21 protein-coding genes are annotated in these 24,866 nt (G+C 64.1%); 14 read left to right on the top strand and 7 right to left on the bottom strand.

Annotation, left to right across the window (positions count from 1 at the left end; all coding sequences use genetic code 11):
• Position 1 precedes the first annotated feature (1 nt).
• Positions 2-1,072, bottom strand: coding sequence for a M29 family metallopeptidase (locus tag ACQ4WY_RS09470; RefSeq protein ID WP_436503766.1), 1,071 nt, complete (start codon positions 1,070-1,072; stop codon positions 2-4).
• A gap of 290 nt (positions 1,073-1,362) precedes the next feature.
• Between ACQ4WY_RS09470 and ACQ4WY_RS09465 the strand changes: the two genes are divergently transcribed.
• A complete protein-coding gene (locus tag ACQ4WY_RS09465; RefSeq protein WP_353660228.1) occupies positions 1,363-1,809 on the top strand; it encodes a hypothetical protein in 447 nt (148 codons plus the stop codon).
• Between the two features lie 256 nt (positions 1,810-2,065).
• Here the strand turns inward: ACQ4WY_RS09465 and ACQ4WY_RS09460 are convergent, their stop codons facing one another.
• A complete protein-coding gene (locus ACQ4WY_RS09460) occupies positions 2,066-2,470 on the bottom strand; it encodes a hypothetical protein (RefSeq protein WP_436503765.1) in 405 nt (134 codons plus the stop codon).
• Here ACQ4WY_RS09460 and ACQ4WY_RS09455 point away from each other — a divergent pair.
• On the top strand, positions 2,469-3,260 hold the full coding sequence (locus ACQ4WY_RS09455; RefSeq protein ID WP_436503764.1) for a hypothetical protein: 792 nt from the start codon (positions 2,469-2,471) through the stop codon (positions 3,258-3,260). The genes ACQ4WY_RS09460 and ACQ4WY_RS09455 overlap by 2 nt on opposite strands.
• A gap of 72 nt (positions 3,261-3,332) precedes the next feature.
• Here the strand turns inward: ACQ4WY_RS09455 and acpA are convergent, their stop codons facing one another.
• Positions 3,333-5,453, bottom strand: a complete 2,121-nt coding sequence (gene acpA, locus ACQ4WY_RS09450; protein WP_436503763.1) for an acid phosphatase — start codon at positions 5,451-5,453, stop codon at positions 3,333-3,335.
• Between the two features lie 163 nt (positions 5,454-5,616).
• Between acpA and ACQ4WY_RS09445 the strand changes: the two genes are divergently transcribed.
• Together ACQ4WY_RS09445 and ACQ4WY_RS09440 are read left to right on the top strand one after the other, a co-directional pair.
• Positions 5,617-6,894 (top strand): cytochrome-c peroxidase, encoded by a 1,278-nt coding sequence (locus ACQ4WY_RS09445; RefSeq protein WP_436503762.1) that lies wholly within the window; start codon positions 5,617-5,619, stop codon positions 6,892-6,894.
• Positions 6,895-6,986: 92 nt separating this feature from the next.
• Positions 6,987-7,361, top strand: a complete 375-nt coding sequence (locus ACQ4WY_RS09440; protein WP_436503761.1) for an apolipophorin — start codon at positions 6,987-6,989, stop codon at positions 7,359-7,361.
• 45 nt (positions 7,362-7,406) lie between these two features.
• Here ACQ4WY_RS09440 and ACQ4WY_RS09435 read toward each other — a convergent pair whose 3' ends face one another.
• From ACQ4WY_RS09435 to ACQ4WY_RS09420, 4 genes are all read right to left on the bottom strand, one after another.
• Positions 7,407-9,467 (bottom strand): sensor domain-containing diguanylate cyclase, encoded by a 2,061-nt coding sequence (locus ACQ4WY_RS09435; protein ID WP_436503760.1) that lies wholly within the window; start codon positions 9,465-9,467, stop codon positions 7,407-7,409.
• 183 nt (positions 9,468-9,650) lie between these two features.
• Positions 9,651-11,459 carry an ABC transporter ATP-binding protein gene (locus ACQ4WY_RS09430; protein ID WP_436503759.1) on the bottom strand — a complete coding sequence of 603 codons (1,809 nt, stop codon included), beginning with the start codon at positions 11,457-11,459 and terminating at the stop codon, positions 9,651-9,653.
• Positions 11,449-13,200 carry an ABC transporter ATP-binding protein gene (locus tag ACQ4WY_RS09425; RefSeq protein ID WP_436503758.1) on the bottom strand — a complete coding sequence of 584 codons (1,752 nt, stop codon included), beginning with the start codon at positions 13,198-13,200 and terminating at the stop codon, positions 11,449-11,451. Before ACQ4WY_RS09425 ends, ACQ4WY_RS09430 begins: the two co-directional genes overlap by 11 nt.
• 165 nt (positions 13,201-13,365) lie before the next feature.
• Complete coding sequence (locus ACQ4WY_RS09420) at positions 13,366-14,244, bottom strand: phasin family protein (RefSeq protein ID WP_436503757.1); 879 nt, start codon at positions 14,242-14,244, stop codon at positions 13,366-13,368.
• 390 nt (positions 14,245-14,634) lie between these two features.
• Here ACQ4WY_RS09420 and ACQ4WY_RS09415 point away from each other — a divergent pair, with 390 nt between their 5' ends.
• From ACQ4WY_RS09415 to xylB, 10 genes are all read left to right on the top strand, one after another.
• On the top strand, positions 14,635-15,909 hold the full coding sequence (locus tag ACQ4WY_RS09415) for an amidohydrolase family protein (RefSeq protein WP_436503756.1): 1,275 nt from the start codon (positions 14,635-14,637) through the stop codon (positions 15,907-15,909).
• A gap of 36 nt (positions 15,910-15,945) precedes the next feature.
• Positions 15,946-16,464, top strand: coding sequence for a GNAT family N-acetyltransferase (locus ACQ4WY_RS09410; RefSeq protein ID WP_436503755.1), 519 nt, complete (start codon positions 15,946-15,948; stop codon positions 16,462-16,464).
• Positions 16,465-16,472: 8 nt separating this feature from the next.
• Positions 16,473-17,003, top strand: a complete 531-nt coding sequence (locus ACQ4WY_RS09405) for a GNAT family N-acetyltransferase (RefSeq protein WP_436503754.1) — start codon at positions 16,473-16,475, stop codon at positions 17,001-17,003.
• A gap of 147 nt (positions 17,004-17,150) precedes the next feature.
• The gene (locus tag ACQ4WY_RS09400) at positions 17,151-18,422 is read left to right on the top strand and encodes an ABC transporter substrate-binding protein (protein ID WP_436503753.1); all 1,272 of its coding nucleotides are present in this window, start codon (positions 17,151-17,153) and stop codon (positions 18,420-18,422) included.
• 81 nt (positions 18,423-18,503) lie between these two features.
• Entirely contained in the window at positions 18,504-19,394 is an 891-nt protein-coding gene (locus ACQ4WY_RS09395; protein ID WP_436503752.1) for a carbohydrate ABC transporter permease, read from the top strand.
• Entirely contained in the window at positions 19,382-20,209 is an 828-nt protein-coding gene (locus ACQ4WY_RS09390; protein WP_436503751.1) for a carbohydrate ABC transporter permease, read from the top strand. Before ACQ4WY_RS09395 ends, ACQ4WY_RS09390 begins: the two co-directional genes overlap by 13 nt.
• A gap of 12 nt (positions 20,210-20,221) precedes the next feature.
• Positions 20,222-21,262: an NAD(P)-dependent alcohol dehydrogenase gene (locus ACQ4WY_RS09385; protein ID WP_436503750.1), complete on the top strand. Its 1,041-nt coding sequence runs from the start codon at positions 20,222-20,224 to the stop codon at positions 21,260-21,262.
• Positions 21,263-21,264: 2 nt separating this feature from the next.
• Positions 21,265-22,389 carry an ABC transporter ATP-binding protein gene (locus ACQ4WY_RS09380; RefSeq protein ID WP_436503749.1) on the top strand — a complete coding sequence of 375 codons (1,125 nt, stop codon included), beginning with the start codon at positions 21,265-21,267 and terminating at the stop codon, positions 22,387-22,389.
• Between the two features lie 34 nt (positions 22,390-22,423).
• Positions 22,424-23,314: an AraC family transcriptional regulator gene (locus tag ACQ4WY_RS09375; protein ID WP_077408099.1), complete on the top strand. Its 891-nt coding sequence runs from the start codon at positions 22,424-22,426 to the stop codon at positions 23,312-23,314.
• Positions 23,315-23,331: 17 nt separating this feature from the next.
• Entirely contained in the window at positions 23,332-24,807 is a 1,476-nt protein-coding gene (gene xylB, locus ACQ4WY_RS09370) for a xylulokinase (RefSeq protein ID WP_436503748.1), read from the top strand.
• Positions 24,808-24,866 lie beyond the last annotated feature (59 nt).

Raw genomic sequence — 24,866 nt, 5'->3', positions numbered from 1 at the left:
TTCAGTTGAAAGCGACGGGTTCCAGCGTCCACGCGCCATCCGCATACACGCGCTCGTCGTCCAGATAAACGGCTTCCGTGACGGCGAAGATATCGACGTGGTAGCGCGCATCCTTGCGCTTGAATTGCGGCTTGGCGTACACGCCGTGCTTGGCGCCCAGCGACAGATGGATGCCGCACATGCGTTCATACGTGCCGATGTCGTTGACCAGCTGTTCGCGCGAAAAGGCACGGTTCATGCCGAAGCCCAGTTCGCGTACCCATACTTCGCCCTCATGCGCGCGGATGATCTCCAGCATGGCCAAAAATTCGGGCGTGGCGTGCTCTGTGCCCGTCACGCGGCCCTTTTCGATGATCAGGGTGATTGGCGTGTCGGGGCGGTTGACCATGAAGTGCGTGTCGCCAAAGACGAAGATGCGCACGCGCCCGTTCACCGCTTCCAGGTCCTGCGCTTCCGTAAACACTTCGCCCAGCGGGAACTGGCCGCCGATATTGTTCATGCTGCTGTAGTCGCCGATATTCAGTTTGGCCGATTCGAACGGAGAAGCAAAGACCAGCTGCTCGCCGCCGCTGTCGACCATGCCGTGGCGGGCGCGGTCGATGCGCGCCTTCAGCGCATGGCCGACGCCGCGATAGTAGGCGGGGTCGTAGGCCAGCGAGGCGATGTAGTGCAGTCCCTGCACGCCGGGCATGCGCGACAAATGCACGTGCTCGATCACTTTCAAGCCCCGCTTGAACAGCTCGATGCGGATGCGGAACGCTTCCAGGCGGAAGCTGGTTGACTGGATCAGCACGACGAGGCTGCCGGCCGGCAGCTCGGCAAACGCGGCCAGCACGGCGTCGGGCGTGACCTCGTCGAAATCGATGAAGGTGGCGTCGGGCAAGGCCTGGCGATACGCTTCCGTCAGCACGACATTGAGCCAGCTGCGCTTGTCGCAGACGATCAGGGCCGGTTCGTCCGGGCGGTGGCAGATGGCCATGGCCAGCAGGTCGGCCACGTTTTGCGCGGCCACTTCGGTGGCGGCGGCGCTGATGGCGTCGAGCCGGCTGGTGTCATTCTCGGGAAGCGTCATGGTGCGGATTTCGTCTGGCGTATGGTAAACCAGGCATTATAAGGCGGTTGCCGGGCGTGTCGTCGATACCGCGCCGTTTCAGGCTTGCTTCTGTGGCAAGGATGCTCAAGCCCCGCCGGGGAAGGCCGATTATCTTGTGTAGTGCCGTATGGCAATGTATTATTTGTAAAACAGGCCAGATACACGAGTGGCATGCGGCGTGTACGCATGGCGGCTCGTGCAATGTGATGCGGGACGACACCTTCCTGATGAGGATGGTGAAATGAATAGACTTCGACGAGTGTGATGCGATGAGTGTGATTGGACAAGATATTCCGATGGAACGGCCCGATGCGGATGGCCGCGCGGCCCTGCTTGTGCCCATCGCAAGCGTCAAGGAAGATGTGCTGTTGACGATACGCAGGGGCGCGGCCATCGTCGGCTTTGCCAACCACGACCGTACCGTCACCGTGTATTTTGAAAGCAACCGTTTCGACGATCCCGCGCTGGCGAAGTGGGAGCACAAGGCGCGCAAGGCCTATGATCGCCTGATCGATAATGCCCCCACCGTATCGAAGCTGACCACCAGCCCCGCCAATTTCGAGCAGATCGGCTATATCAATGGCAAGGGTATCACCATCCGCCATATGGATAGCCTGAAACGCTGGCTGACGTATTCGGAGGCGATGGAGACTTGCCCCGAGAATGAGATTATTCCCCGCACTGTTATCGCCAAAGCCGAAAGCGTCAAAGTCTGATTTCTGCTGAAAAATGTCCAGGGCGTTGTTGCCTGTGCCTCGCCGTACTAACGTACTGTCTTCGGCTTGGCGCCTAGCCCTGGGCATTTTTCAGGTGGTCATGGCATGCGGACCGTTGTTGCTTTGCCTTGCCGTACTAACGTACTGTCTTCGGCGTGGCGCCTGGCCCTGGGCATTTTTCAGACGTTCGCGGCGTGCGGACGATTGGCCAGGGTGTTGTTCCTTTGCCTCGCCGTGCTGGCTGACTGTACCCTCCCTACACCACGATAATATTTGCCTGCGCCTGGAGCGGGCAGGGCTGCTTGTCTTCGACGATCGGCCGGCCTGGCGTCGTCTTCCCTCCAAGCGCCAGGTCGTCGTGCCGTTTTTGCTGTCGCGTAAGGTAATATTGCAACAGCGCAGCCGGGATCTGGCGACAGCATTGGCCGCTGCGCTCGCCAAGAGGAATGACGATATGAACCAGCAAGACGTGCGCAGGGCAACGGGCGCACCCGGGAAAAGGTTGGAATGTGCTTGAAACAGTGAATGACGTTTGCATCAACGCCGCTTGCGGCCGGATCTTGCCGCTGCGCGTGGTGCATTGCCCGTTTTGCGGCGCGCGCCAGGTGGCGCAAGCGCCTGTTCTGGAGAAAGTGTCAGCGCCGCCTGCGGTGCCGCGCATGCCGCCGCCGGTGCCCGTCGCTGCGCCTGTTCCTGCCCCCATTCCTGCGCCCATTCCCGCACCGCAACCCGCGCCCAAGCCAGCTCCTGATCCTGATCCTGCTTCCAAGCCCGTCGCGCCAGCGGCCCCTGCGCCAGCCAAGCCGCCGCCCGCGAAACCGGCCGCCCGAGGCTCGGTGCCGCCACCGCGTCCGCCCGTGCGCTTGCGCACGTGGATCGCGGCGGCCGTGGTGCTGACCGGTATCTGGTTCTTCAACAAGCCCGCGGACAAGCCGGCCAGCGTGGCGGAACAGGTCGAGGCCGCCACTGCGCTGGCGGCGCAGTGCGACCTGGACGGAGCGCGCAGCGCGCTGGCCGTGCTGAAAAGTGCCAAGGCGCCCGCCGCGCAAATCAAACGCTTGCAGGCGAGCATCACCAAGTCCGCCGCCGCCTGCGACCGGCAACAGCAGCGGGCACAGGCGTGGACGACGCTGCAAGGCAGCGTCAAGCAAGCCCTCGATGCGGGCGAACCGGAGTTGGCCGCCACGCGCCTGGCCATCTACGTGAAACGCTGGGGCGACGATCCCGACAGCCTGGAGCTCGACGCCAAGGTGAAAGTGGCGCAAGCCAGCGCCCAGCTCGACACTGCCGACGCCTGCCTGGCCAGGGGCGACCGGGTTTGCCTGGAAAGCAGCCTGATCGCCGCCGAGCGCTACAAGCGGCCGGAACTGGCGGCGCGCACGCAGGCGCTGCGCGCATCGCTGTCGCAACTGCTCGAACGCTCCCTGCTGGACGCGGCGCCGGGACAATAGCCTGGCGCCAACAGGTAAAACGCCCGCCGCGGCCAAGCCGGGCGGGCGTCGCGTTGCCGTTTGAATCGACGCTTACTCTTGCGGCACCAGCGCCAGCGCCGCGCTGAAGTCGCCCATCGGCTTGCCGCCATTGGCCACCAGCGCCTTGTCGCGCGTGTTCAAGCCGTCGAGCACGGGTAGCGCAAAGCGGTGCGTGATGGCGCGCAAGATGGACGCCGAATCGTATTGCGTATGGTCAACCAAGCCTTTTTTCACGTATGGCGAGACGAGGATGGCCGGCACGCGCGTGCCCGGGCCCCAGCGGTCGCCCTTCGGCGGCGCGGCGTGATCATAAAAGCCGCCGTTTTCATCGTAGGTGACGATGACCAGCATGTTCTTCCATTGCGGACTCTTTTTCAGTTGGGCGATGACGCTGGCGATGTGTGCATCGCCATCGGCCACGCTGGCGTAGCCCGCATGCTGGTTCAGGTTGCCCTGCGGCTTGTAGAAGGCCACGGGCGGCAGCTTGCCGGCGCCCGCGTCGGCCAGGAACTGGCTGTCGAAGTCGCGCAGGTGGGCAGCACGGTAGGCGGGCGCCTTCACCGGGTCCATGTTGGCAAAGTAATTGAACGGCTGATGATGGAACTGGAAGTTCGGCGGATTCGGGAAGCTGCCGGCGCGCGCGCTGGCCGTGGCCAGGGCCGTCGTATCCTTCCAGGCGCCCGCATACCAGGCCCAGTCGATGTTTTTGCCAGAGAGCAGGTCGCCGATATTCGTCTGCGTCTGCTGCGGCAGGGTGTTGGCCTTGCCCGTGTCCGCATACAACTTGCTGCTGTCGCCGGACGCGGGCGCGTTGCTGCTGGGCTGGAATGGCGGCTGCATGGTATTGACGGCGTAGAACATGCCCGTGCTGTCGGCCGGCGTCAGCGCGCCGTCATTGGCATAGGCGGGCGCGCCGTTCAGGACCGTGCCTGGCGCCGTGGCGGACGGCGTCAGACGCAGGAAGTTGCCGTTGGCGTCGACGTCGATCTTCGCGATCGAGCCCTTGGCCACCGACGTGTCGGCATTCGGATAGGTGGGTGCGCAGGCGCAGATCAGGTACTGGTGCGTGAGGAAAGAGCCGCCGAAGGCGCCGATGAACAGATTGTCGGCCAGCGCATATTGTTTGGCGATGTCCCACAGCTGCATCTTGCTGCCGTCGTAATAGCCCATGGACAGGCCACCCGCATCGGAATACGCGGCGAACTTGTCGTTGGCGCCGCCGTTGATCTGCATCTGGTTGTTGTAGAAGCGGTGCACGAGATCGCGCGTGATCACCGATTGCGGCAGGTACAGGGGGCTGCTGGCGTCATCGATCTGGAACGGTTTGTTCGGCAGGTTGGCCGACTGCGCCTGGGTGATGACGGTGCTTTGGCCGGCTGCTGTCATGCCGCCCCAGGTGGGCGGCAGCACGGGCAGGGTGCTGCCGTCGAAATCTTTCTGCGGCACGTAAGCGGACGTCGACGTGGGGTTCACGCCGGGCACGCCGTTCGCACCCGGGAACAGGCCGTACAGATTATCGAAGCCGCGGTTTTCCGCGTAGATGACGACGATGGTCTGGATATTGTTCAGCGCCAGTGCGCCGTTCAGGGCGGCCAGCGCATCGGCGGGCGCCGCCTGCGCGCTGGCGCTGGCGATCATGGCCGTCACGCTGGCGTTTTCCGCCTTCAGTTTCGCCTGCTCGTCGCCGCTGGCCTTGTTGAAGTCGGACGCCAGGCCCCCTTCGGACACGCCGAGGCGCGCGGCCAGCTTGCTGCTGGCGGCCGTAAAGTCGCCGCCGTTGCCGTCCATGACTTGCGCCAGCTCCGTCGACAGGGCGCTGACGAAGGCGCTGTGCCCGGCGGGCGCGCGCAGCAGCAGTTTTTGCGTGACCTTGGTGCCCGCGTCGCCGATGGTTTCATGGCGGATGGCGTCCGTGCCGATGGTCACCAGCACGGCGCCCTGGCCGTCGAGCGTGTAGCTGCCGTCGGCGGCCGTGCGCACGGCGGCGGAGGCGCTGTCGCACGTCAGTTTGGCGCTGGCGCTTTCCAGGCACACCTGGGCGTTTTCATAGTAGCTGCCGATCACCTGGCCCGTGGTGCTGGGCGTGATCGCGTAGTTGCTGCCGCAGGCGGCCAGGCCCAGCGACAGCAAGATTGGCAGGGGACGTAAGACGGGACGGGCGTGCGGTTTCATGTTCAAGCCTTCTGGGTGGAAAACGTCGCATGCTAGGCAGGCAATATGTCAGCTCTGTGACATGTCAGCGCCTGTTACATGACGTAATGTACGGACTTGATACATTAGGTTTTGCAGGGTTTTGTCACGCAGCTGTCATATGCCATTGCTACGCTGCCAGCCCATGATGAAAACGAACCTCTCCCTGCTGCTGGCCATCTGCGTGCTGTCCGCCTGCCAGCCCGCGCCGCCGAAAGACGCCCAGGCCGCGCCCGCGCCCGCCTACTTGGCCGGGGCCTACGCGCCCACGCTGAAACGCCAGCCTTCGGTGGCGGCAATGACGGCCATGGGCCGCGCCATGTTTTTCGAGCCCAGCCTGTCCGTGTCGGGGAAGATGTCGTGCGCCAGCTGCCACAGTCCCGAACACGCGTATGGGCCGCCGAATGGGCTGGCGGTGCAGCTGGGCGGCCCGGAATTGAAGGATGCGGGCACGCGCGCGGCGCCCTCGCTGCGCTATCTCCAGACCGCGCCCGCATTCACCGAGCATTATCACGACGACGATGGCGACGACAGCGTCGACGCCGGTCCCACGGGCGGGCGCAACTGGGATGGCCGCGCCCAGTCGGGCCATGAGCAGGCCCTGGCGCCGTTGCTATCCAAACGCGAGATGGGCAACCGCGATGCGGCCGCCGTCGTCGCCAAATTGCAGGCCGGCCCGCTGGCGGCGCAGTTTCGCCAGACGTATGGCGCGGATATCTTCGAGCAGCCGGGCCAGGCCTTGCGCTGGGCGCTGATGTCGCTGGAAGTGTTCCAGGAAAGCCCTGCCGATTTCTATCCGTACACGAGCAAGTACGACGCCGTGCTGCGCAAGCAGGCCAGCCTGACGCCGCAGGAAGCGCGCGGCCTGGCCCTGTTCAACGATGAACGCAAGGGCAATTGCGCGTCCTGCCATATCAGCCAGGTGACTTCCGGCGGCGCCTTCCCGCAATTTACGGACTACGGCTTGATCAATATCGGCGTGCCGCGCAACGGCAAGCTGCCGGCGAATGCGGACCCGGCATTCTTCGACATGGGCTTGTGTGGCCCGGACCGCAGCGACTTGAGAGAGCACAAGGAGTACTGCGGCAGCTTCAAGACGCCGTCCCTGCGCAATGTCGCCCTGCGCAAGGTATTTTTCCACAATGGCAGCTTTGACAGCCTGGAGCAGGTGCTGCGTTTTTACGTGCAGCGCGATACGGCGCCGCAAAAATGGTATCCGACAGATAAAAACGGCAAGGTGCGCAAATACGACGACCTGCCGCCCGGCCTGGTGGCGAACGTCAACGTGGAAGCGCCGTTCGACCGCCAGCCGGGCCAGGCTCCCGCCCTGAACGATGGGCAGATCGCCGATGTGATTGCCTTCCTGCGCACGCTGACGGATGGCTATCAGGCCCCCGCTACGGCGCAGGGAAAACATGGTTGAAAAATATCAAGATACCATTGCTTACAACTACGCCACAAAAGCCTGTTCTTATGTGCGTTAGCGCACGCTAGAAAATTTTAGGCAGGTGTATATTGCAAACTGATCTGTGTCTTTTGATAACAATGAAAGGGAATATCATGAAAGTAAGCAAAAATTGGATGACCGTGTGCGCCGCCGGGATGATGGTCGTGGCATTGGCTGCCTGCCAGAAGAAGAGTGATGTCGCCGCAGGTCCTGCGGAACAAGCGGGCCAGAAGATCGATGCGGCCGCTGCCAAGGCTGAAGCCGACATCAAGGCCGCCGCGACCAAAGCCGACGCCGCCGTGAGCCAGGCCGCTGCCGATACGAGCGCCAAGATGGATCAGGTCGCCTCTGACGCTGACAAGAAAATGAGCGAAGCGGCCGATGCCGTCGGCAAGAAAGTGGAAAAAGCCGGCGAAAAGATGCAGGACGCCGCGCACAAGTAATAGCGCCAGGGCCGGCCTCTGCCGGCCCGGTCCCCGCAGCTGTCGTCAGGTGATGGCGGCTGCGGCCACGCCATCGCTGGCGCCAGCCGGCCTGCCATGCGCCGTTGTCCCTGTACTTGCACTATCCTTCCCGTCCGTTCCCCCCAGCACCACGCTCAAATCGACAAAGCCATCGCGCCACGCGCGTTCCAGGTCTTGCTCCACCGCTTCCAGGGTGGTTTTTTCCACTTGCTGAAAACCGCGCAAGCCATACGCCCGGTTGCGCCCGTGCGCCTTGGCCAGATACAGCGCCATGTCGATCAGGTTGACGCTGCGTTCCCACGTGAGCGGCCGTCCCAGCGGCGCCAGCGGATAGGGCGCAAAGCCCACGGACACGTGCACCTTGATGGCCTGCCCCTGGTAATGGATGACCTGTGCCGCCATGCCGTTGAGGATGCGCCGCGCGATATCGTCGAGTCCATCGCGCGCGACGGCAGGCAGGAAGGCGAGGAATTCCTCGCCGCCCCAGCGCACGATCATGTCCGTTTCGCGCAACACCTCATGCAAGGTTTCGGCGATCGTCGTCAGCACCAGGTCGCCTGCCGCATGGCCGTAAGCGTCGTTGATGTGCTTGAAATGGTCGACATCGAGCAGGAACAGTGCGCCCACGACATCGGCGCCGCCGTAGGCCGGTTGCGGCTTGCCCGCATGGCTGCGCATGAATTCTTGGAAATGGCGGCGGTTGTACAGGGCCGTCAGCGGGTCGCGCGAGCTCTGGCGCTTGAGTTCCTGGTTTTTCACCTTCAGTTGCACATTCGCATGGCGCACCTTGCGGTACAGCAAGCCGACGATGGCGGACGCCATGGCCAGTACCAGCGCCAGCAACCACCACACGCGCTGCTGCAGGCGGCGGTTGTCGATTTCCGTGCTCTTGAGCTGATTTTCGCGGCTCAGCAGCTCGATCTGGCGCTGTTTCTTTTCCGCTTCATACTTTTCCTGCAATTCGTACACGGCCTTTTGCCGCTGCTTTTCGAACAGCTGGTTGGAAATGCCGCGCTCGCGGTGATATGCCGTGACGGCGCCGCGCAGGTCGCCCGCCTTTTCCAGCGCCATGCCGTATTCCAGCAGCACGGCCTGCATTTCCGGCTGGTTGGCCGTGCGTTCGTAGTAGGCCAGTCCCGTGGCCACGCTTTGCTTGCCTTCCTGCAAGCGTCCCTGGCCGATCAGCGCCTGGCCGATGTTCAGGCGCGCCGTCGCCTCCACCTGTTCATTGTTGACCAGGCGCGCCGCCGTGATGGCTTCATTCGCAAAGCGCAGGGCGCGCGCATAATCGCCTTCCTTCAGGTAGCTGTCCGACAGATTAACGAGGGTGACGGCCACCATGCCGCGCGCGCCCAGCTGGCGTTCCAGTGCCAGGGCCGCCAGCAGGGCGCGCTGGCCCCGTTGCGGCTGTTGCGCGTCGAGCGCCAGCCCGTATTCCGTATTCTTTGCCTGCGCCATGCGGCCCGGCGATGCCAGGCTGGCTGATACGGCCAGCAATTCGTCGAGCACCTCGAAGCCCTTGTCGTATTCGCGCATCTGCGTGTACAGCAGGGTGAGGGCATTCAGGGCGGCGGCCAGGCTGGAGGGGGATTTGCTCTGGCGCGCCAGGTCGACGGCCGCCTGCAGCTTGGCCAGCGCAAACGGGAAATTGCCTTCCTCGGCCCACGACTGGCCCGCGCTGATGGTGGCCTGCACGCGCACGGGCAAGTCGTCCGTGCGGTTGGCGATGCGTTCCGCTTCAAAGGCCAGCAGGTGCGAGGCGCGGCGCTCGTTCCTGGCGAACGTGATGTAGGCCTTGTTGAGCATGCCTTTCGCCAGCGCCACGTCGCTCTTGTTCAGGCGGGCGTAGGCGATCAGTTCCTCGGCCAGCTGCATGGCGATATCGTTCTGCCCCAGGCGCATGCGGGCGTTGCTCAGTTGGGTAAGAAATTCCGCGTGTACCGGTAAGGGAGCGCTGCGTGCCTGCGTTTCCACCTCTTGCAGGCGCTGCAGGGCGCGCGCGGGCACGAAGCGGCCATCGTCGCGCACGGCGGCAAGATACTGCTCGAGGTTGCTGACCTGGGCGTGCGCGGCAGGCGGCAGCATGCAGGCCAATACCAGCAGCCAATGCGCCTTTCGCCATGATGCCCGATTCTGTCTGCCTGCCAACGTCCCGCTCCCGCAATGACCACCTGTCTGTAACAGATTATATTCTGTTGCAATCAAGAAATATCATGCGGGGCGCAGAAATTTGCGAAAGTGCACACGTCCGGCGTTGACAGGGCCTCTTTACTGCGCCAGCTGCTGCAGCAGGTACAGGCGCTGGTACAGGCCGCCTTCGATCTGCATCAAGGCGTCGTGCGGGCCCGCTTCCGTGATGCGGCCATGGTTGAGCACGATGATCCGGTCGGCCTCGCGGATGGTCGACAGGCGGTGGGCGATGGCGATGATGGTGACCTTGCCGCGCAACTCGTTGAGGGCCAGCTGCACGATCTGCTCCGTCTGGCTATCGATGCGCGACGTCGCTTCGTCCAGCAGCAAAATGCGCGGCTGGCCGGCCAGCGCGCGGGCAATCGCGATCAGTTGCTTCTGCCCCGACGACAGGCGCGAGCCGCCTTCGCCCAGCGGCGTGTCGTAGCCGTGTTCCAGTGCGGCGATGAAGTCGTGCGCATGCGCGGCGCGTGCGGCCGTCTCGATCTGCTGCTGCGTGTAGCCGCGGCCCATGTCGATGTTTTCGCGCGCCGAGGCGGCCAGCAGGAAGGGGTCTTGCGGCACCAGGCCCACGTCGGCGCGGAAGTGCTCGTTGTCGATGCTGTCGAGGGCGACGCCATTGATGGCGATGCTGCCCTGCGTGACGGGGTAAAAGCGCAGCAGCAGCGACAGCAAGGTCGATTTGCCGCTGCCCGTGTGGCCGACGATGCCAAAGAAGGCGCCTTGCGGGATGCTCAGCGACAGCTCGTGCAGCACGGGCTGGTTTTCCACGTAGGCGAAGGTCAGGTTCTTGATGTCGACGGCGGGCAGATCGATGTCCGTTTTCGCATGCCGCAGGGCCGGTGCGTCCCTTCCCTGAGCGTGTTCGAGCGCCTGCGCTTCGTCCAGCAGGGCCGAGACGCGCGCCGTCGCCACCACCGACTGCTGCAACTGGCTGAATTGCATGGTGATCTGGATCAGCGGCTCGATCACGCGCGCGATGTAGCTGATGAACGCATACAGCACGCCCACTTCCACGGCGCCCATCTCGCGCCGGCCGAAACTGAAGATGACGACGGCCAGCAGCACGATATTGAGCATGTCGAGCGCGGGGCGCAGCAGCCAGGCGTTGGCGCGCAATTCCTGCATGCGCGCCGTGTAGTGGTCCTGATTGATGCCCGTGAAGCGCGCGCCGAAGCGCTTTTCCGCATTATTCGCCTGCAGCACGCTCATGCCGCCTATCGATTCGGCGATCTGACCATTGATTTCGCTGCGCAGGGCGCGCGCGCGCGTGACGGCCGGCGCGCTCCAGCGCTGGTACAGGAAGACGATGACCAGCACGGCCGGCAGCAGGGCCAGCACGATCAGCATCAAACGCCAGTCGAGAAAGGCCATGGCGGCCATGGTGCCGACCAGCACGATGGAGCTATCGAGGATGACGAACAGCACTTGCACGTACAGCGATTTCACCGCTTCCGTGTCGTTGGTGACGCGGCTGACCAGTTGCCCCGTGATGGCGCGGTCAAAGAATGCCATGGGCAGGCGCAGCACGTGCTGGTACACGGTTTCGCGCAGGCGCTGCACCGAGCGCATGGCCAGGCCGGACAGGCGCACCAGCTGCAAATAGCGCAGGCCGGAAGCGACCCAGCCCGTCAGCAGGCATCCGCCCAGCAGCAAGGACATGCGCGTCCAGTCCAGGTTGCGCGGCAGCAGATGCTGGTCGATCAGGGCCTTGCCCAATATCGGCCCTGTCACTTCGAGGGCGGCGGCGAGGATCAGCCAGAACGTGGCCCAATATAAATGGCGCAGGTCGGGCGCGGCGGCGCGGCGCAGCAGGCCGATGGCTTGCGCGGCCTGGCGGCGTACGGATTGGCGAGCTGTATCTGCTTGTACTGTCTTAGATGGCATCGAGGCTGGCCTCCAGTTGTTGATAGCGCCACTGGCTGGCATACCAGCCGTCGCGCTGCATCAGCGCGTCGTGGTTGCCCGTTTCCGTGACGTGGCCGTCGCGCAGCACCAGGATCAGGTCCGCGTTGACGACGGCGCTCAGGCGGTGGCTGGCGATGATGGCGCTGCGCTCGGGGCGGCGCGCGCGCAATTCTTCCAGGTGCTGCAGGATGCGCGTTTCCGTGCCCGTGTCGACGGCGGACAGGGCATCGTCGAGCAGCAGCAAGCCGTTGTCGGCCAGCAGCGCGCGGGCGATCGCCACGCGCTGGCGCTGGCCGCCGGACAGGGTGATGCCTTTCTCGCCCACGTGGGTGGCATAGCCGTCGGGGAATTGCAGGATGTCGGCATGGATGTCGGCCAGCTGCGCCGCCCGCTCCACTTCCTCGCGCGTGGCGCCGGGACGGGCCAGGGCGATATTGTCGGCGATGGTGGCGGAGAATAAAAAGGACTCCTGCGGCACCCAGCTGATGGCGGCGCGCAGCGCATGCAGGGTATAGGCGTCGAGCGCCTGGCCATTCCACGTGGCCGTGCCCGACTGCGGCGTGACCTGGCGCAGCAGCACGCGCAGCAGGGTCGACTTGCCGCTGCCCGTGGGACCGACGAGACCCAGGGTCTGGCCCGGCAGCAAGCGCAGCGAAATGCCGGACAGCGCGGGCGCCGTCTGGCCCGCGTAGGCAAAGCCGATATCCTGCAATTGCAGGGGGCCGGGCGTGAGCGTGGCGATGCTGCCATGGTCGTCAATGGCCAGCGGCGCGTCGAGCATCGGTTGCAATCGCTGCCAGGCGGCGCGGCCCCGTTCGATCAGGGAGAGCACCCAGCCGGCGGCGAACATGGGCCAGATCAGCTGGCCCAGGTACATGGAAAAGCTCGTCAAGGCGCCGATGGTCAGCTGGTCTTGCCACACGAGGTAGCCGCCCAGGCCCAGGGTCAGCGCCGTGGCGGCCGTCAGGGTCAGGCCGACGGCCGGTTCGTATGCCGCTTCCCAGCGCTGTGCCGTCAGGCTGGCGTTGGCCGCGTGGCCGGCCAGGGTGGAAAACTGGGCGCTGCTGCGCTCTTCCAGGCCCAGGGCGCGCAAGGTGCGCACGCCCGACAGCGATTCCTGCACATGGTCGTTCAGCGCGGAAAAGCGCTTCAGCGAATCCGTCGACGCCGTATGGATATGGCTGGAAATGCGCCAGAAGGCCAGTCCCATCAGCGGAAAGGGCAAGAGGGCGATGCAGGCCAGGCGCCAGTCCACGCCCAGCAGCATGATGCCCAGCACCATCAGCAGCGTCAAGGTGCCGTCGAAGCCTGCCAGCATGGCTTCGCCGGCGGCCATTTCGATGGCGTCGATGTCATTGGTCGCCAGCGCCATCAGGTCGCCCGTGCGCTGGTTCTGGTAGAACGACGCGCCCTGCTGCGACATGCGCGTGTAGAAGCGCGTGCGCAGCATCACGCCAAGCTGGTAGGCGGCCTTGAACAGGGTGATGCGCCAGCCCACGCGCAGGAAGTAGATGACGACGCCGACGGCGAGCAGGGTCAGCAGCTCAAGCCACAGTTCGGCAGCCGTCATGCGGTGCGCGGCCAGTGCATCGATGATGGCGCCCACGCGGCGCGGGATCCAGACGGTCAGTGTTGCCACGCCTGTCAGCATGACGGCAGCGGCGGCATACGCCGGCCAATGCTGACGCACGAAGCCGGCGATGAGCCTCGATAAACTCATGGTTACCTTTTGTTTTGAATAATGGGGTGTCGCGGGGCGGAAGGACGGGCACGCGGACGGAAAGTACGCGTAGGATACAACAAGGTAGAAAAGTGCGCTGTGGACGGACACGCAAAAAACGGGCCGTAGCCCGTTGTTTTTCTGCGTCAGTGCCGTGTGCGAGGCTTACTTGCGGCCGCTGCCTTTGCCGCCGCCCAGCATGTCGAGCTGTTTCGATGGCGTGCCTTTTGGGGCTGCCTTGGCTGCCGGCTTGGCGGCTGGCGCAGGGGTGTGCTTCACTGCAACCTTGGCCACGGTCTTGCCGGCGGTGCTGGCCGGCTTGGCGACTGGTTTGCTCGAAGGAAATGGTTTTGCGGCCGGCTTGGCCGGTGCTGGCGCGGCCACTTTCGCTGGCGCGGCGGCGGGTGCCGGTGCTGGCTTGGCCGCTTCCGGCTTGGCTGCCGGCTTGGCTTCGACCGCTTTCACGGCGGGCTTGTCGGCGATCTTCTCGGCAACCTTGGCCGGTGCTGCCACTGGCTTGGCTACGGGTGCGGCAACGGGGGCGGGCGCGGGCGCTGCCTTGGCGGCTGGCTTGAGCACTTCGGCCGGCTTGGCGGCCACGGGCGCTGGGGCGGCTGCAGGTGCAGGTGCAACGGTGGGCGCAGCAGCAGGTGCGACCACGGCCAGTGCTGGCTTCACCGTTGCCGGGGCGGTTGCGATGGCCGGCGCGGCCGCATCGAGGCGGGCCTTGGCCGAGGCCAGCAATTCCGCCTGGGTGCTCGAGGCGATGCCGAACAGCTGGCGGCTGTAGGCCAGCACGCTTTCGATGTTCGGCTGTGCCTGGCTGGTGCTGTAGCTGAAGAAGTCGCGCGGGTCCTGCGTTACCAACAGGTGTTGCGCCGTTTCTGCCGTGTGTGACAGGGCGGCCTTGCCTGCGTTCAGGTTCAGGGCGATGATTTTCTCGGCGCTTTCGAAGACTTTACTGGTCAGGGTGCTGAAGATTTGCAGCTGGTTTTCCAGTTGCGACTTGGCGGCGCTGGAAAATTGTTCTGGAAGCGGAAACATATTTACTCCTTTGTACGGATTAAAATGCTGGCAAAACGCTCTGCAAAATCCCGAAAACCAGAGTTGGCCGCGTTTTGTAAAGTGGGTAGCGTGCTGAACAGCTGATCATGGACAGATTTTGATGCAACGCAATATGAATATTCTAGCGGTGATTCGAGTTAGTTGAAAGCTATTTTCTCAAGGGCGTGCGCCGTGTGCTTGCCGCGGACTTCCAGCATTCATGCGCCTGGCAGCATTTGAGGGAAGTTTGCGCGCGCGCAAGGTGTTGTCAGCGAATTTATGGCTACGCTTTTGCCAGTGAGTCTATTCGTGCACTGCAACATCCTTGAGCGAGAAGATGGCAATGCGCTGGAAGCACCAGATACTGTAGTCAACCGAAGGAGTGTCCGCATGGACCTTGTCATCCGCAATGCCAGCCTGCCCGACGGGCGCCGCGCCATCGATATCGCCATCGAGGGCAGCCGCATCGCCGCCGTCGGCCCCGCCTTGCCCGTGATGGGCGCGCAAGAGATCGACGCCGCTGGCGACCTGGTCACGCCGCCGTTCGTCGACGCCCACTTCCACATGGACGCCACGCTCAGCTATGGCTTGCCGCGCGTGAACGCCTCCGGCACCTTGCTCGAAGGCATCGCCTTGTGGGGCGAACTGAAGCCGCAATTGACGCAAGACGCCCTGGTGACTCGCGCCCTGCAGTATTGCGACTGGGCCGTGGCGCGCGGCTTGCTGGCCATCCGCTCGCACGTGGATATCTGCGACCCGCGCCTGCTGGCCGTCGAAGCGCTGCTCGACGTCAAGCGGCAGGTGGCGCCGTATCTCGATTTGCAGCTGGTGGCGTTCCCGCAGGACGGCATCCTGCGCAGTCCCGGCGCCTTCGACAATCTGAAGCGCGCGATTGCCATGGGCGTCGACGTCGTCGGCGGCATCCCCCATTTCGAGCGCACCATGGCGGATGGCGCGGAATCCGTGCGGCTGCTGTGCGAATTTGCCTGCGAACGTGGCCTGATGGTCGACATGCATTGCGACGAGTCGGACGACCCGCTGTCGCGCCATATCGAAACTCTGGCCTTCCACAGCCAGCGCCTTGGCATGCAGGGCAGGGTGACGGGCTCGCACCTGACGTCCATGCATTCGATGGACAATTATTATGTGAGCAAACTGCTGCCCCTGATCCGCGAGGCGGGCGTGGCGGCCATTGCCAACCCCCTCATCAACATCACCCTGCAGGCGCGTCACGATACGTATCCGAAGCGGCGCGGCATGACGCGCGTGCCCGAAATGCTGGCCGCCGGCATCCCCGTCGCCTTTGGCCACGACTGCGTGATGGACCCGTGGTACAGCCTCGGTTCGGGCGACATGCTGGAAGTGGCGCACATGGGCTTGCACGTGGCGCAGATGACGGGCCAGCAAGCCATGCACGACTGCTTCCTGGCGGTGACGGAAACGCCGGCGCGCATCCTGGGCCTCGATGCCTACGGCATCGCGCCTGGCTGCCATGCGGACTTGCTGATCCTCGATTGCGGCTCCACGGTGGAAGCGCTGCGCCTGCGCGCGGCGCGGCGCCTGGTGCTGCGGCGCGGGAAAGTCGTCAGCGAGTCGCCGCGCGCCGGGGCCCGCTTGCAACTGCCGGGCCGGCCCGAGACGGTCAATTTCCGCCTGGGGCGCTGATACAATCTGCCATCACTTGTTATCGGGAGCATCGCCTTGAAAGAAATTGATATCCGTCCGGCCAACGAAGCCGATTTCGACGCCATGTGGGCCATCTTCCAGGTCCTGGTGGCCGCTGGCGACACCTATACCTTCCCCGCCGATACCACGCGCGAAGAATGCCACGCCTACTGGTTCGGTCCCGGCGTGCAAAGCTTTGTCGCCGTGATGGGCAGCGAGCGCCTGCTGGGCATGTACAAGCTGGTGGCGAACCAGCCGGGCCATGGATCGCACGTGGCCAATGCCTCGTTCATGGTCGATCCGGCCGCGCAGGGCGTGGGCGTGGGCCGCCTGCTGGGCGTGCACTGCATGGAGGAGGCGCGCCGCGCGGGCTTCGTGGCGATGCAGTTCAACTTCGTCGTCAGCACCAACCTGGCCGCCGTCACCTTGTGGAAAAAGCTGGGCTTTACGGTCGTCGCCACCCTGCCGCTGGCCTACCGCCACGCGCAGCTCGGCTATGTCGACGCCTACGTGATGTACCAGTTGCTGACCGACCCGATGCAGTGGCCGGCATGAGCGGCGCCATGACAGAGCCGATCACCGTCATCGAGACGCCCCGCTTGCGCCTGCGCACCGTCACGCCCGACGATGCGGCGTTCTACCTGGCGCTGGTCAACGAACCCTCATGGATCGCCCATATCGGCCAGCGCAACCTGCATACCGTGGAAGCGGCCCGCGCGGCCCTGGAGACGGGAGCGATGGCGCAGTTTCGCCAGCATGGCTATGCCTTCTGCATCGTTGAACGTCGCAGTGACGGCGTCGCCATGGGGATCTGCGGCCTGATACTGCGCGCCAGCCTGCCCGGTCCCGACATCGGCTACGCCCTGCTGCCCGCTTACTGGGGCCAGGGCTATGCCTACGAGGCGGCCGCCGCCGTCATGCGCCATGCGCAGCACGTGCTGCGCCTGCCCACCGTGTACGGCATTACTTCGCAGCAGAACCAGACGTCGATCAATTTGCTCAACAAGCTGGGGTTGCGCTTCGAGCGTTTCTCGCGCCTGCCGCCGGAGGGCAAGGAGACGAATATCTATCGCAAGGATTTTCGCCAGGATTGAGGCGGCAAACCCATATCGGCGAAGTGAAACATCAGTGAAAAAAAGTATTTAGAAACCCGCGTCTTTTGTAGTGGTGGTGCGCAGTCTTTGTTTTTATAGTTGGCATACCGGTGGAAAACCATCGGACTATAAAAATGGAGACGTGTTATGAAAATCATGACTGCTGTTGCATGGGGCGCCCTCATGTCCGCCGGGTTTGCCGACGCCTCGGCGCAAAGCTGCTCGGTGCCCGTCCTCAAGGTGCTGGCGCAAAAAAGCCTGGGCCTGACCGTGATGGAAAAGACCCTGGCCGAGTATGAAAAGAAAAACGGCACAAAGGTACAAATCAGCTATTTCGGCGAAAACGACCGCCGCTCGAAGGCCAGGCTCGACGCTTCCACCAAGGCCGGCTCCTACCAGATCTATTACATCGACGAAGCCAACGTGGCCGAATTTGCCACGGCCGGCTGGGTCGTTCCCCTGCTCAAATACCTGCCCAAGGACGCCGACTATGACGACTTCCTGCCGGGCCGCCGCGCCGTCGCCTCGTACAAGGGCGTGGCGTACTTCGCGCCCCTGATTGGCGGCAGCGACTTCCTATTCTACCGCCGCGACCTGCTGGAAAAGGCCGGCATCGCCGTGCCGAAGACGCTCGACGAACTGGTCGCCGCCGTCAAGAAGCTGAATAATCCGCCGAACGTGTATGGCTGGGCGGCGCGGGGCCAGCGCGGCTCGGGCATGAATGTCTGGCGCTGGGCGCCGTTCATGCTGGCAGCCGGCGGCAAGTGGGAAAAGGATGGCGTACCGACCTTCAATTCGCCGCAGGCCGTCAAGGCGACGACCCTGTACCGCGAACTGTTCAAGTATTCGCCGCCCGGGGGCGCCACCTACGACTGGAGCAATGCGCTTGAAGCATTCAGGTCGGGCAAGGTGGCCTTCATGATCGAGTCGACGCCATTTGCCGACTGGATGGAAGACCCGAAAAAATCCTCGGTGGTCGACAAGGTCGGTTATGTGCGTCCGCCTGCGCCGCTGGCATCGGCCGCCTACGGCCATGGCCTGGCCATCTCGGCCACGGGCGCGAAGGATGAATGCACGCGCCAGGCAGCCGGCAAGTTCATCGCCTGGGCCACGGGCAAGGAACAGGAGCAGGCACGCCTGAAGGACAACGTCTTCAGCGACTACAACCGCAGCAGCACCATCGCCAGCGACTACTTCCGCAAGCATGTCAAGCCGCAGATCCAGGCGGGCCTGACGGACACCACGCCGGTCTCGCGCGTCACCATCTGGCCTAGCCCCGAATGGCCGGACATAGGCGATAACCTGGGCGTGGTTTTGGAGGAGGTGTTTACGGGCACGCGCGGCGACGTGCAGAGCGCGCTCGATGAGGCCAACGAGTACGCGACGGAAGTGATGCAACGGGCTAGCAAGAGAAAGTAAGCCGCATGCCGTTCAGCCGCCGCCCGCGAAGGCGGTGGCCAGCTTCCCTGTGCCTGACAGTCCGTTGCGAGAGTCTCTCCTATGCCACACACTATCCGTAAAAAACGCCACACCTGGCTGCCGGCCGTCTTCCTGACGCTGCCGCTGCTGGTCCTGCTGGTACTGGGCCTGGTGCCCAGCATCGCCGCCATCAACCTGGCCCTGCAAAACCGCGTGCTGCGCTACAGTGACAGCGACTACGTCGGCTTTGCCAATTTTCTCCGCCTGTTCGGCGACCGCCGCTTCGTCAATGCCGTGCAGGTGTCGGCCATCTGGGAGGTGGTGACCGTGGCCGGCTCGCTGATCGTCGGCGTGCTGCTGGCCGTGTTCCTGTTCGAGAGAATCAAGGGACGTACCCGCGATGTCATCGCGCTGCTGCTGATCGTACCCGTGCTGCTGCCGCGCGTGTCGGCCGCCTTCATCTGGAAGTTCATGTATTCGCCGCTGATGGGCATCCTCAACTGGCTGCTCGAATGCGTGGGCCTGGGTGGCACGGCCTTGCTGTCCGATCCCGCCACGGCCCTGTACGCGGTGGCGCTGGTCGACATCTGGCAGTGGGGCCTGTTCTTTGGCGCCGTCATCCTGAAGCTGCTGGAAACCCTGCCTGCCGAGCCACTGGAAGCGGCGCGCCTCGACTACGCCAGCACGATCCAGGTGTATGCATATATTGCGCTGCCGATGCTGAAGGTGCCCATCATGAGCCTCGTGTTCATCAAGATGGTCGAGTCGCTGCGCTCGTTCGACCTGATCTACGTGATGACCAAGGGCGGTCCCGGCATCTCCACCGAAACGCTGGACATGTACGCGTATGCGCAAGGCATCGGCCTGATGGGCAAGGTGTCGTATGCGTCCAGCATGGCCGTGCTGATGATGCTCGCCACGACTGTCATCTTCACCTTACTCTGGAAGCGGGTCGCCAAATGCGAAAACTGACTGTCACGCGCGGCGTTGGCGCCGTCACCACTACCGCCATTACGACTCTCATCGTGCTGGTGGCGCTGTTCCCCATCCTGTGGGCCGTGCTCAATTCCTTCAAGGAGTTGATGGATATCGTCACGCCCGTGCCGCGCTTTTTCTTCAGCCCGACCCTGGCCAATTACCAGCAGGTGCTGGCCAGCCCGGAAGTGCTGACGGGCCTGGGCAACAGCGTGGCCATCGTCGGCGTGGCCGTGCTTGCCGGCGCCGTTCTGGGCGTGCCGGCCGCGTATGCGATCGCCCGCTATCCGATCCCGGCCAAGAAGGATATCCAGTTCTTCTTGCTGTCCTTGCGCTTCCTGCCGCCGGTGGCCGTGGCCATTCCCCTGATCTCGATCTGGATCGACCTGGGCCTGTACGACTCGCGCCTGTCGATGGTGGTGACGTATCTGCTGGTGACCCTGTCGACCATCATCTGGCTGTCGATACCCGCTTTTGCCCGCATCCCGAAAGAGATCGAGGAAGCGGCCGCGCTGGACGGCTACGGCCCCTACCAGGTGTTCTGGCACGTGGCACTGCCGGTGGCCTCGAAGACCCTGATGGGCGGCATCGTCTTCAGCTTCGTGCTGGTCTGGAATGAACTGATGATCGCGCTGGCGCTCACCTCGTCGAAAAGCATGACCCTGCCCGTAGTGGCGTCGGCCTTTACCTCGATGGGCCAGGAAGTGCCGTGGGGCGTGGTGAACGCCTCCACCGTGCTGCTGGCGCTGCCGCCGCTGCTGTTCGTCGGCATCCTGGGACGGCTGCTCAACTCCATGCTCAAACACAAATAAAAGGAATTCATCATGCAAGCACTCGTACTGGAACAGGCGGAAAAAATCACCTTGCGCGACATCGACGTGCCGCTTGTCGTCGGCCCGCGCGACGTGAAAATCAAGATCCACACGGTGGGCATCTGCGGCAGCGATGTGCACTATTTTAAACATGGCAAGATCGGCCCCTTCGCCGTTGAAGCGCCGATGGTGCTCGGTCACGAAGCTTCCGGCGTGGTGGCCGAAGTGGGCGCAGAAGTGACGCACCTGAAAGTGGGCGACAGGGTCTGCATGGAGCCGGGCGTGCCGCAGTTCGATTCGCCCGCCACCATGCGCGGCCTGTACAACCTCGATCCGGGCGTGCGCTTTTGGGCCACGCCGCCCATCCACGGCTGCCTCACGCCGTACGTCGTGCATCCGGCCGCATTTACCTTCAAGCTGCCCGATAAGGTCAGCTTTGGCGAAGGCGCCATCGTCGAACCGCTGGCCATCGGCTTGCAGGCGGCCAAGAAGGCGGCCATCAAGCCGGGCGACGTGGCCGTGGTTATCGGCGCCGGCACCATCGGCGCCATGAATGCGCTGGCCGCGCTGGCGGGCGGCTGCTCGCGTGTGATCCTGGCCGACCTGGTGCCGGAAAAACTGGCCCTGTTCGCCGATAACCCCGCTGTGACCACGGTCGACGTGCGCCAGGCCAGCCTGGCCGACACGGTGCGCGAGGCCACCGATGGCTGGGGCGCCGACATCGTTTTCGAGGCCAGCGGCAGCATGCGCGCCTATGACAACATCATCGACTTGCTGTGTCCGAACGGCTGCCTGGTGCTGGTCGGCATGCCGCCCGAGAACGTCCCTTTCGATATCGTTGCCATCCAGGCCAAGGAAGTGCGCATCGAGTCGGTGTTCCGCTACGCGAACATCTTCCCGCGCGCCATCGCTTTGCTAGCCTCCGGCAAGATCGACGTCAAGCCCTTCATTTCGCGCACCTTCGGCTTTGCCGACGGCGTACAGGCGTTCGAGGAAGCGGCTCAGGGCCATCCGCGCGACGTCAAGATACAAATTGAACTGGCAGGAGACTAATCATGGCAAATATCGCCTGCAGGCAGCTGCACAAGACGTATGACGAGAAGACGGCCGTGCTGCAGCCGTTCGATCTGGAAATCGATGACGGCGAATTCATCGTCCTGCTGGGGCCATCGGGCTGCGGCAAGTCGACCCTGCTGCGCATGATCGCGGGACTGGAAGACATCAGCGGCGGTGAGCTGTACATCGGCGGCGCCATCGTCAACGATTTGCCGCCGCGCGCGCGCAACGTGGCGATGGTGTTCCAGAACTACGCGCTGTACCCGCACATGACGGTATACGACAATATCGCCTTCGGCCTGCGCCGCCTGAAGGTGCCGAACGACGAAATCGAGCGGCGCGTGCGTGAGGTGGCGGCCATCCTCAGCCTGGACAGCCTGCTCGAGCGCAAGCCGCGCGCCATGTCGGGCGGCCAGCAGCAGCGCACGGCGATTGCACGCGCCATGATCAAGACGCCGCAAGTATTCCTGTTCGACGAACCGCTGTCGAACCTGGACGCCAAGCTGCGCGCGCAGCTGCGCGCCGACATCAAGCGCCTGCACCGCCGCCTGCGCACCACCACCCTGTACGTCACGCACGACCAGCTCGAGGCGATGACCTTGGCCGACCGGGTGGTGCTGATGAAGGGCGGGCATATCGAGCAGATCGGCACGCCGGCGGAACTGTACAACCATCCGCGCACCCTGTTCGCAGCCGGCTTCATCGGCACCCCTGCCATGAACTTCATCGACGGCGTCGTCGAGAAGGAGGGGGGGCAAACGGTGCTCGTATGCGCCGGCTACCGCTGGCCATTGATATCGCCCCGCTTTGCCCCGCTGCAGGCGGGTACGCGCGCGGTCTTCGGCCTGCGGCCTAACCACTTGCGCGCGGCGCTGTCGCAGGAGCAGACAGGCACGCATGGCCTGGCGTGCGTGGTCGACCTGGTCGAGCTGCTGGGCGCCGAAGCGCTGATCAGCTTTCAGTGCGGTGCCTTGAGCCTGTCGGCCCTGCTGCCGGCGAATGCGGCCAACAGCACGGCGCAGGTGGGCCAGCCCCTGGCGCTGGCCTTCGACGAGGAACACATGCATTTGTTCGACGCCGATAGCGGGCTGGCCATGGCGCTCAGTGGTCAAGTAAGTGGTTAGAATAGGGTGACCGAGACCGTGCAAGGGAACTGCCGTGACGCCTGACCTGGAACTGATCCACAAACCGATCCACGAATCGTTTCGTGCCTGGGCGCACGGCTTTCCGCACACCGTGGCGAAATGGCATTTTCATCCCGAGTACGAACTGCATTTCATCATTACATCGAGCGGCAAATTTTTTATCGGCGACCATATCGGCAGTTACGGGGCGGGCAATCTGATCTTGACAGGGCCAAACCTGCCGCATAACTGGGTCAGCGAACTGCCGGAAGGTGTGGTCTTGCCCGAGCGCGACCTGGTGCTGCAGTTTTCCAGCGATTTCATCGAACGTTGCGCGCTGCTGTTCCCGGAAATGGCTCCCCTGAAAGCCCTGCTGGGCGAGGCTGGCAGGGGCTTGCAATTTCCCGATGCGCTGGGCCTGCGCCTGGTGCCGCTGATGAAGGAATTGACGACGGCGCAGGGCTTGCGCCGGGTCGAACTGTTTACGCGCCTGTTCGGCGAGCTGTGCGACTGCCGCGAGCGGCGCCCGCTGGCCAGCGTCACTTACCTGGCGCAGGCGGGCCGCTACATGTCGTCGACCATCAATCTGGTGCTGGCCTATATCAAGCAGAACATCACGCTCGATTTTTGCGAGCAGGACGTGGCCGACGTGGCGGAGATGAATACGCTCAAGTTCACGCGTTTCTTCCGCAAGCATACGGGCACGTCCTTCATTCAATACGTGAACCAGGAGCGCATCGCGCTGGCCTGCGAGCTGCTGATGAACACGGACATGAAGGTCACCGATATCTGCTACCGCACGGGATTCAATAATCTTTCCAATTTCAATCGCCAGTTTTTGGCGCACAAGCAGATGTCGCCGTCGAAATTCCGCTCCTGCCTGCTGATGAACATGCCCGAGCCATCCGGCGATGGCCATTCTTAACTTTCTTTTGGAATCAAATGACTTATCTCGGTATCGATATCGGCACTTCCGAAGTCAAGGCCATCCTCACCGATGACGCCCAAACCATTCTTGCCAGCGCCGGCGTGACCCTGTGCGTCTCCAGTCCCCATCCCGGCTGGTCGGAACAGAATCCCGAAGACTGGTGGCACGCCACCCTGGACGTCATCGCCGCCATCCGCAGCGCGCAGCCGGTGGCGTTTTCCGGCTTGCGCGGTATCGCGCTGTCGGGCCAGATGCATGGCGCCACCCTGCTCGACAAGCAGCAGCACGTGCTGCGCGCGGCCATCCTGTGGAACGATACGCGCGCGTTTTCCGAATGCGTCGAGCTCGAGGCGCTGGTGCCCGAGTCGCGCGCCATTACGGGCAACCAGGCCATGCCCGGTTTCACGGCGCCCAAGTTGCTGTGGCTGCAAAAGTACGAACCCTCGCTGTTTCGCGCCACGGCCAAGGTCTTGCTGCCCAAGGATTACGTGGCGCTGCGCCTGACGGGTGAATATGTCTCCGACATGTCCGACGCTTCCGGCACCCTGTGGCTGGACGTGGCCAAACGCGACTGGTCCGAGCGCATGCTTGCCGCCACGGGTTTGACGCGCGAGCACATGCCGCGCCTGGTCGAAGGCAGCGCCGCCGCCGCGCAGGTGCGATCCTCCCTGTGCCAGGAATGGGGCATCGCGCACACGGTGCTGCTGGCCGGCGGCGCGGGAGACAATGCGGCGGCCGCCGTGGGCCTGGGCGTGGTGGAGCCGGGCGCCGGCCTGCTGTCGCTGGGGACGTCCGGCGTGCTGTGCGCCGGCAGCGATGGCTTCGCGCCCAATCCAGGCCAGGGCGTGCACGCCTTCTGCCATTGCCTGCCCGAGCGCTGGCACCAGATGAGCGTGATCCTCAGCGCCGCGTCCAGCCTCAGTTGGGTGGTGCGGCTGACGCAGTCGAGCGACATCGGCGAGTTGGCAAGCCTGGCCGAAAGCGTGGAGGCGCGCACGGCGCCCATCTTCCTGCCGTATTTAAGCGGCGAACGCACGCCGCATAACGACGCTTCCGCGCGCGGCGTGTTTTTCGGCTTGTCGACGGAACACGGGCGTGCCGAGCTGGCCTACAGCGTGATGGAAGGCGTGGCCTTTGCCATGGCCGACGGCAATGCGGCCCTGCGCAGTGCCGGCACGCGGCTGGAAGAAGCTTCGTTCGTGGGCGGCGGTTCGCGCAGCCGCTTCTGGGCCCAGTTGTGCGCGAATGCGTCGGGTTTGCACGTGCTGCGCCACGACCATGGCGTGGCCGGCGGCACCATGGGCGCGGCGCGCCTGGCGCAGATGGCGGTGACGGGCTTGCCGCCCGCGCAGGTGTGCATGCGCCCGCCGGTGCAGGAAACGGTCGCGCCGCAAGCATCCGCCGTGCTGGACGAGAGGCTGGCGCGCTACCGGCGTTTGTATCCGTTGCTGCGCGAAGAGTTCGCGGGAGCGGCCGCGGCGGCGCGCTGACACCGCCGGCAAGATTGCCTGCCTGACCATGCTGCTGGCGCGGCAATATGGCCAGACAG

Source organism: Janthinobacterium salmonicoloratum (genome assembly GCF_051380845.1).
GTDB classification, from domain to species: Bacteria; Pseudomonadota; Gammaproteobacteria; order Burkholderiales; family Burkholderiaceae_D; genus Janthinobacterium; species Janthinobacterium lividum_F.
Note: the sequence above shows the minus strand (reverse complement) of the source record. Positions and strands in the feature narration are given on the sequence as shown.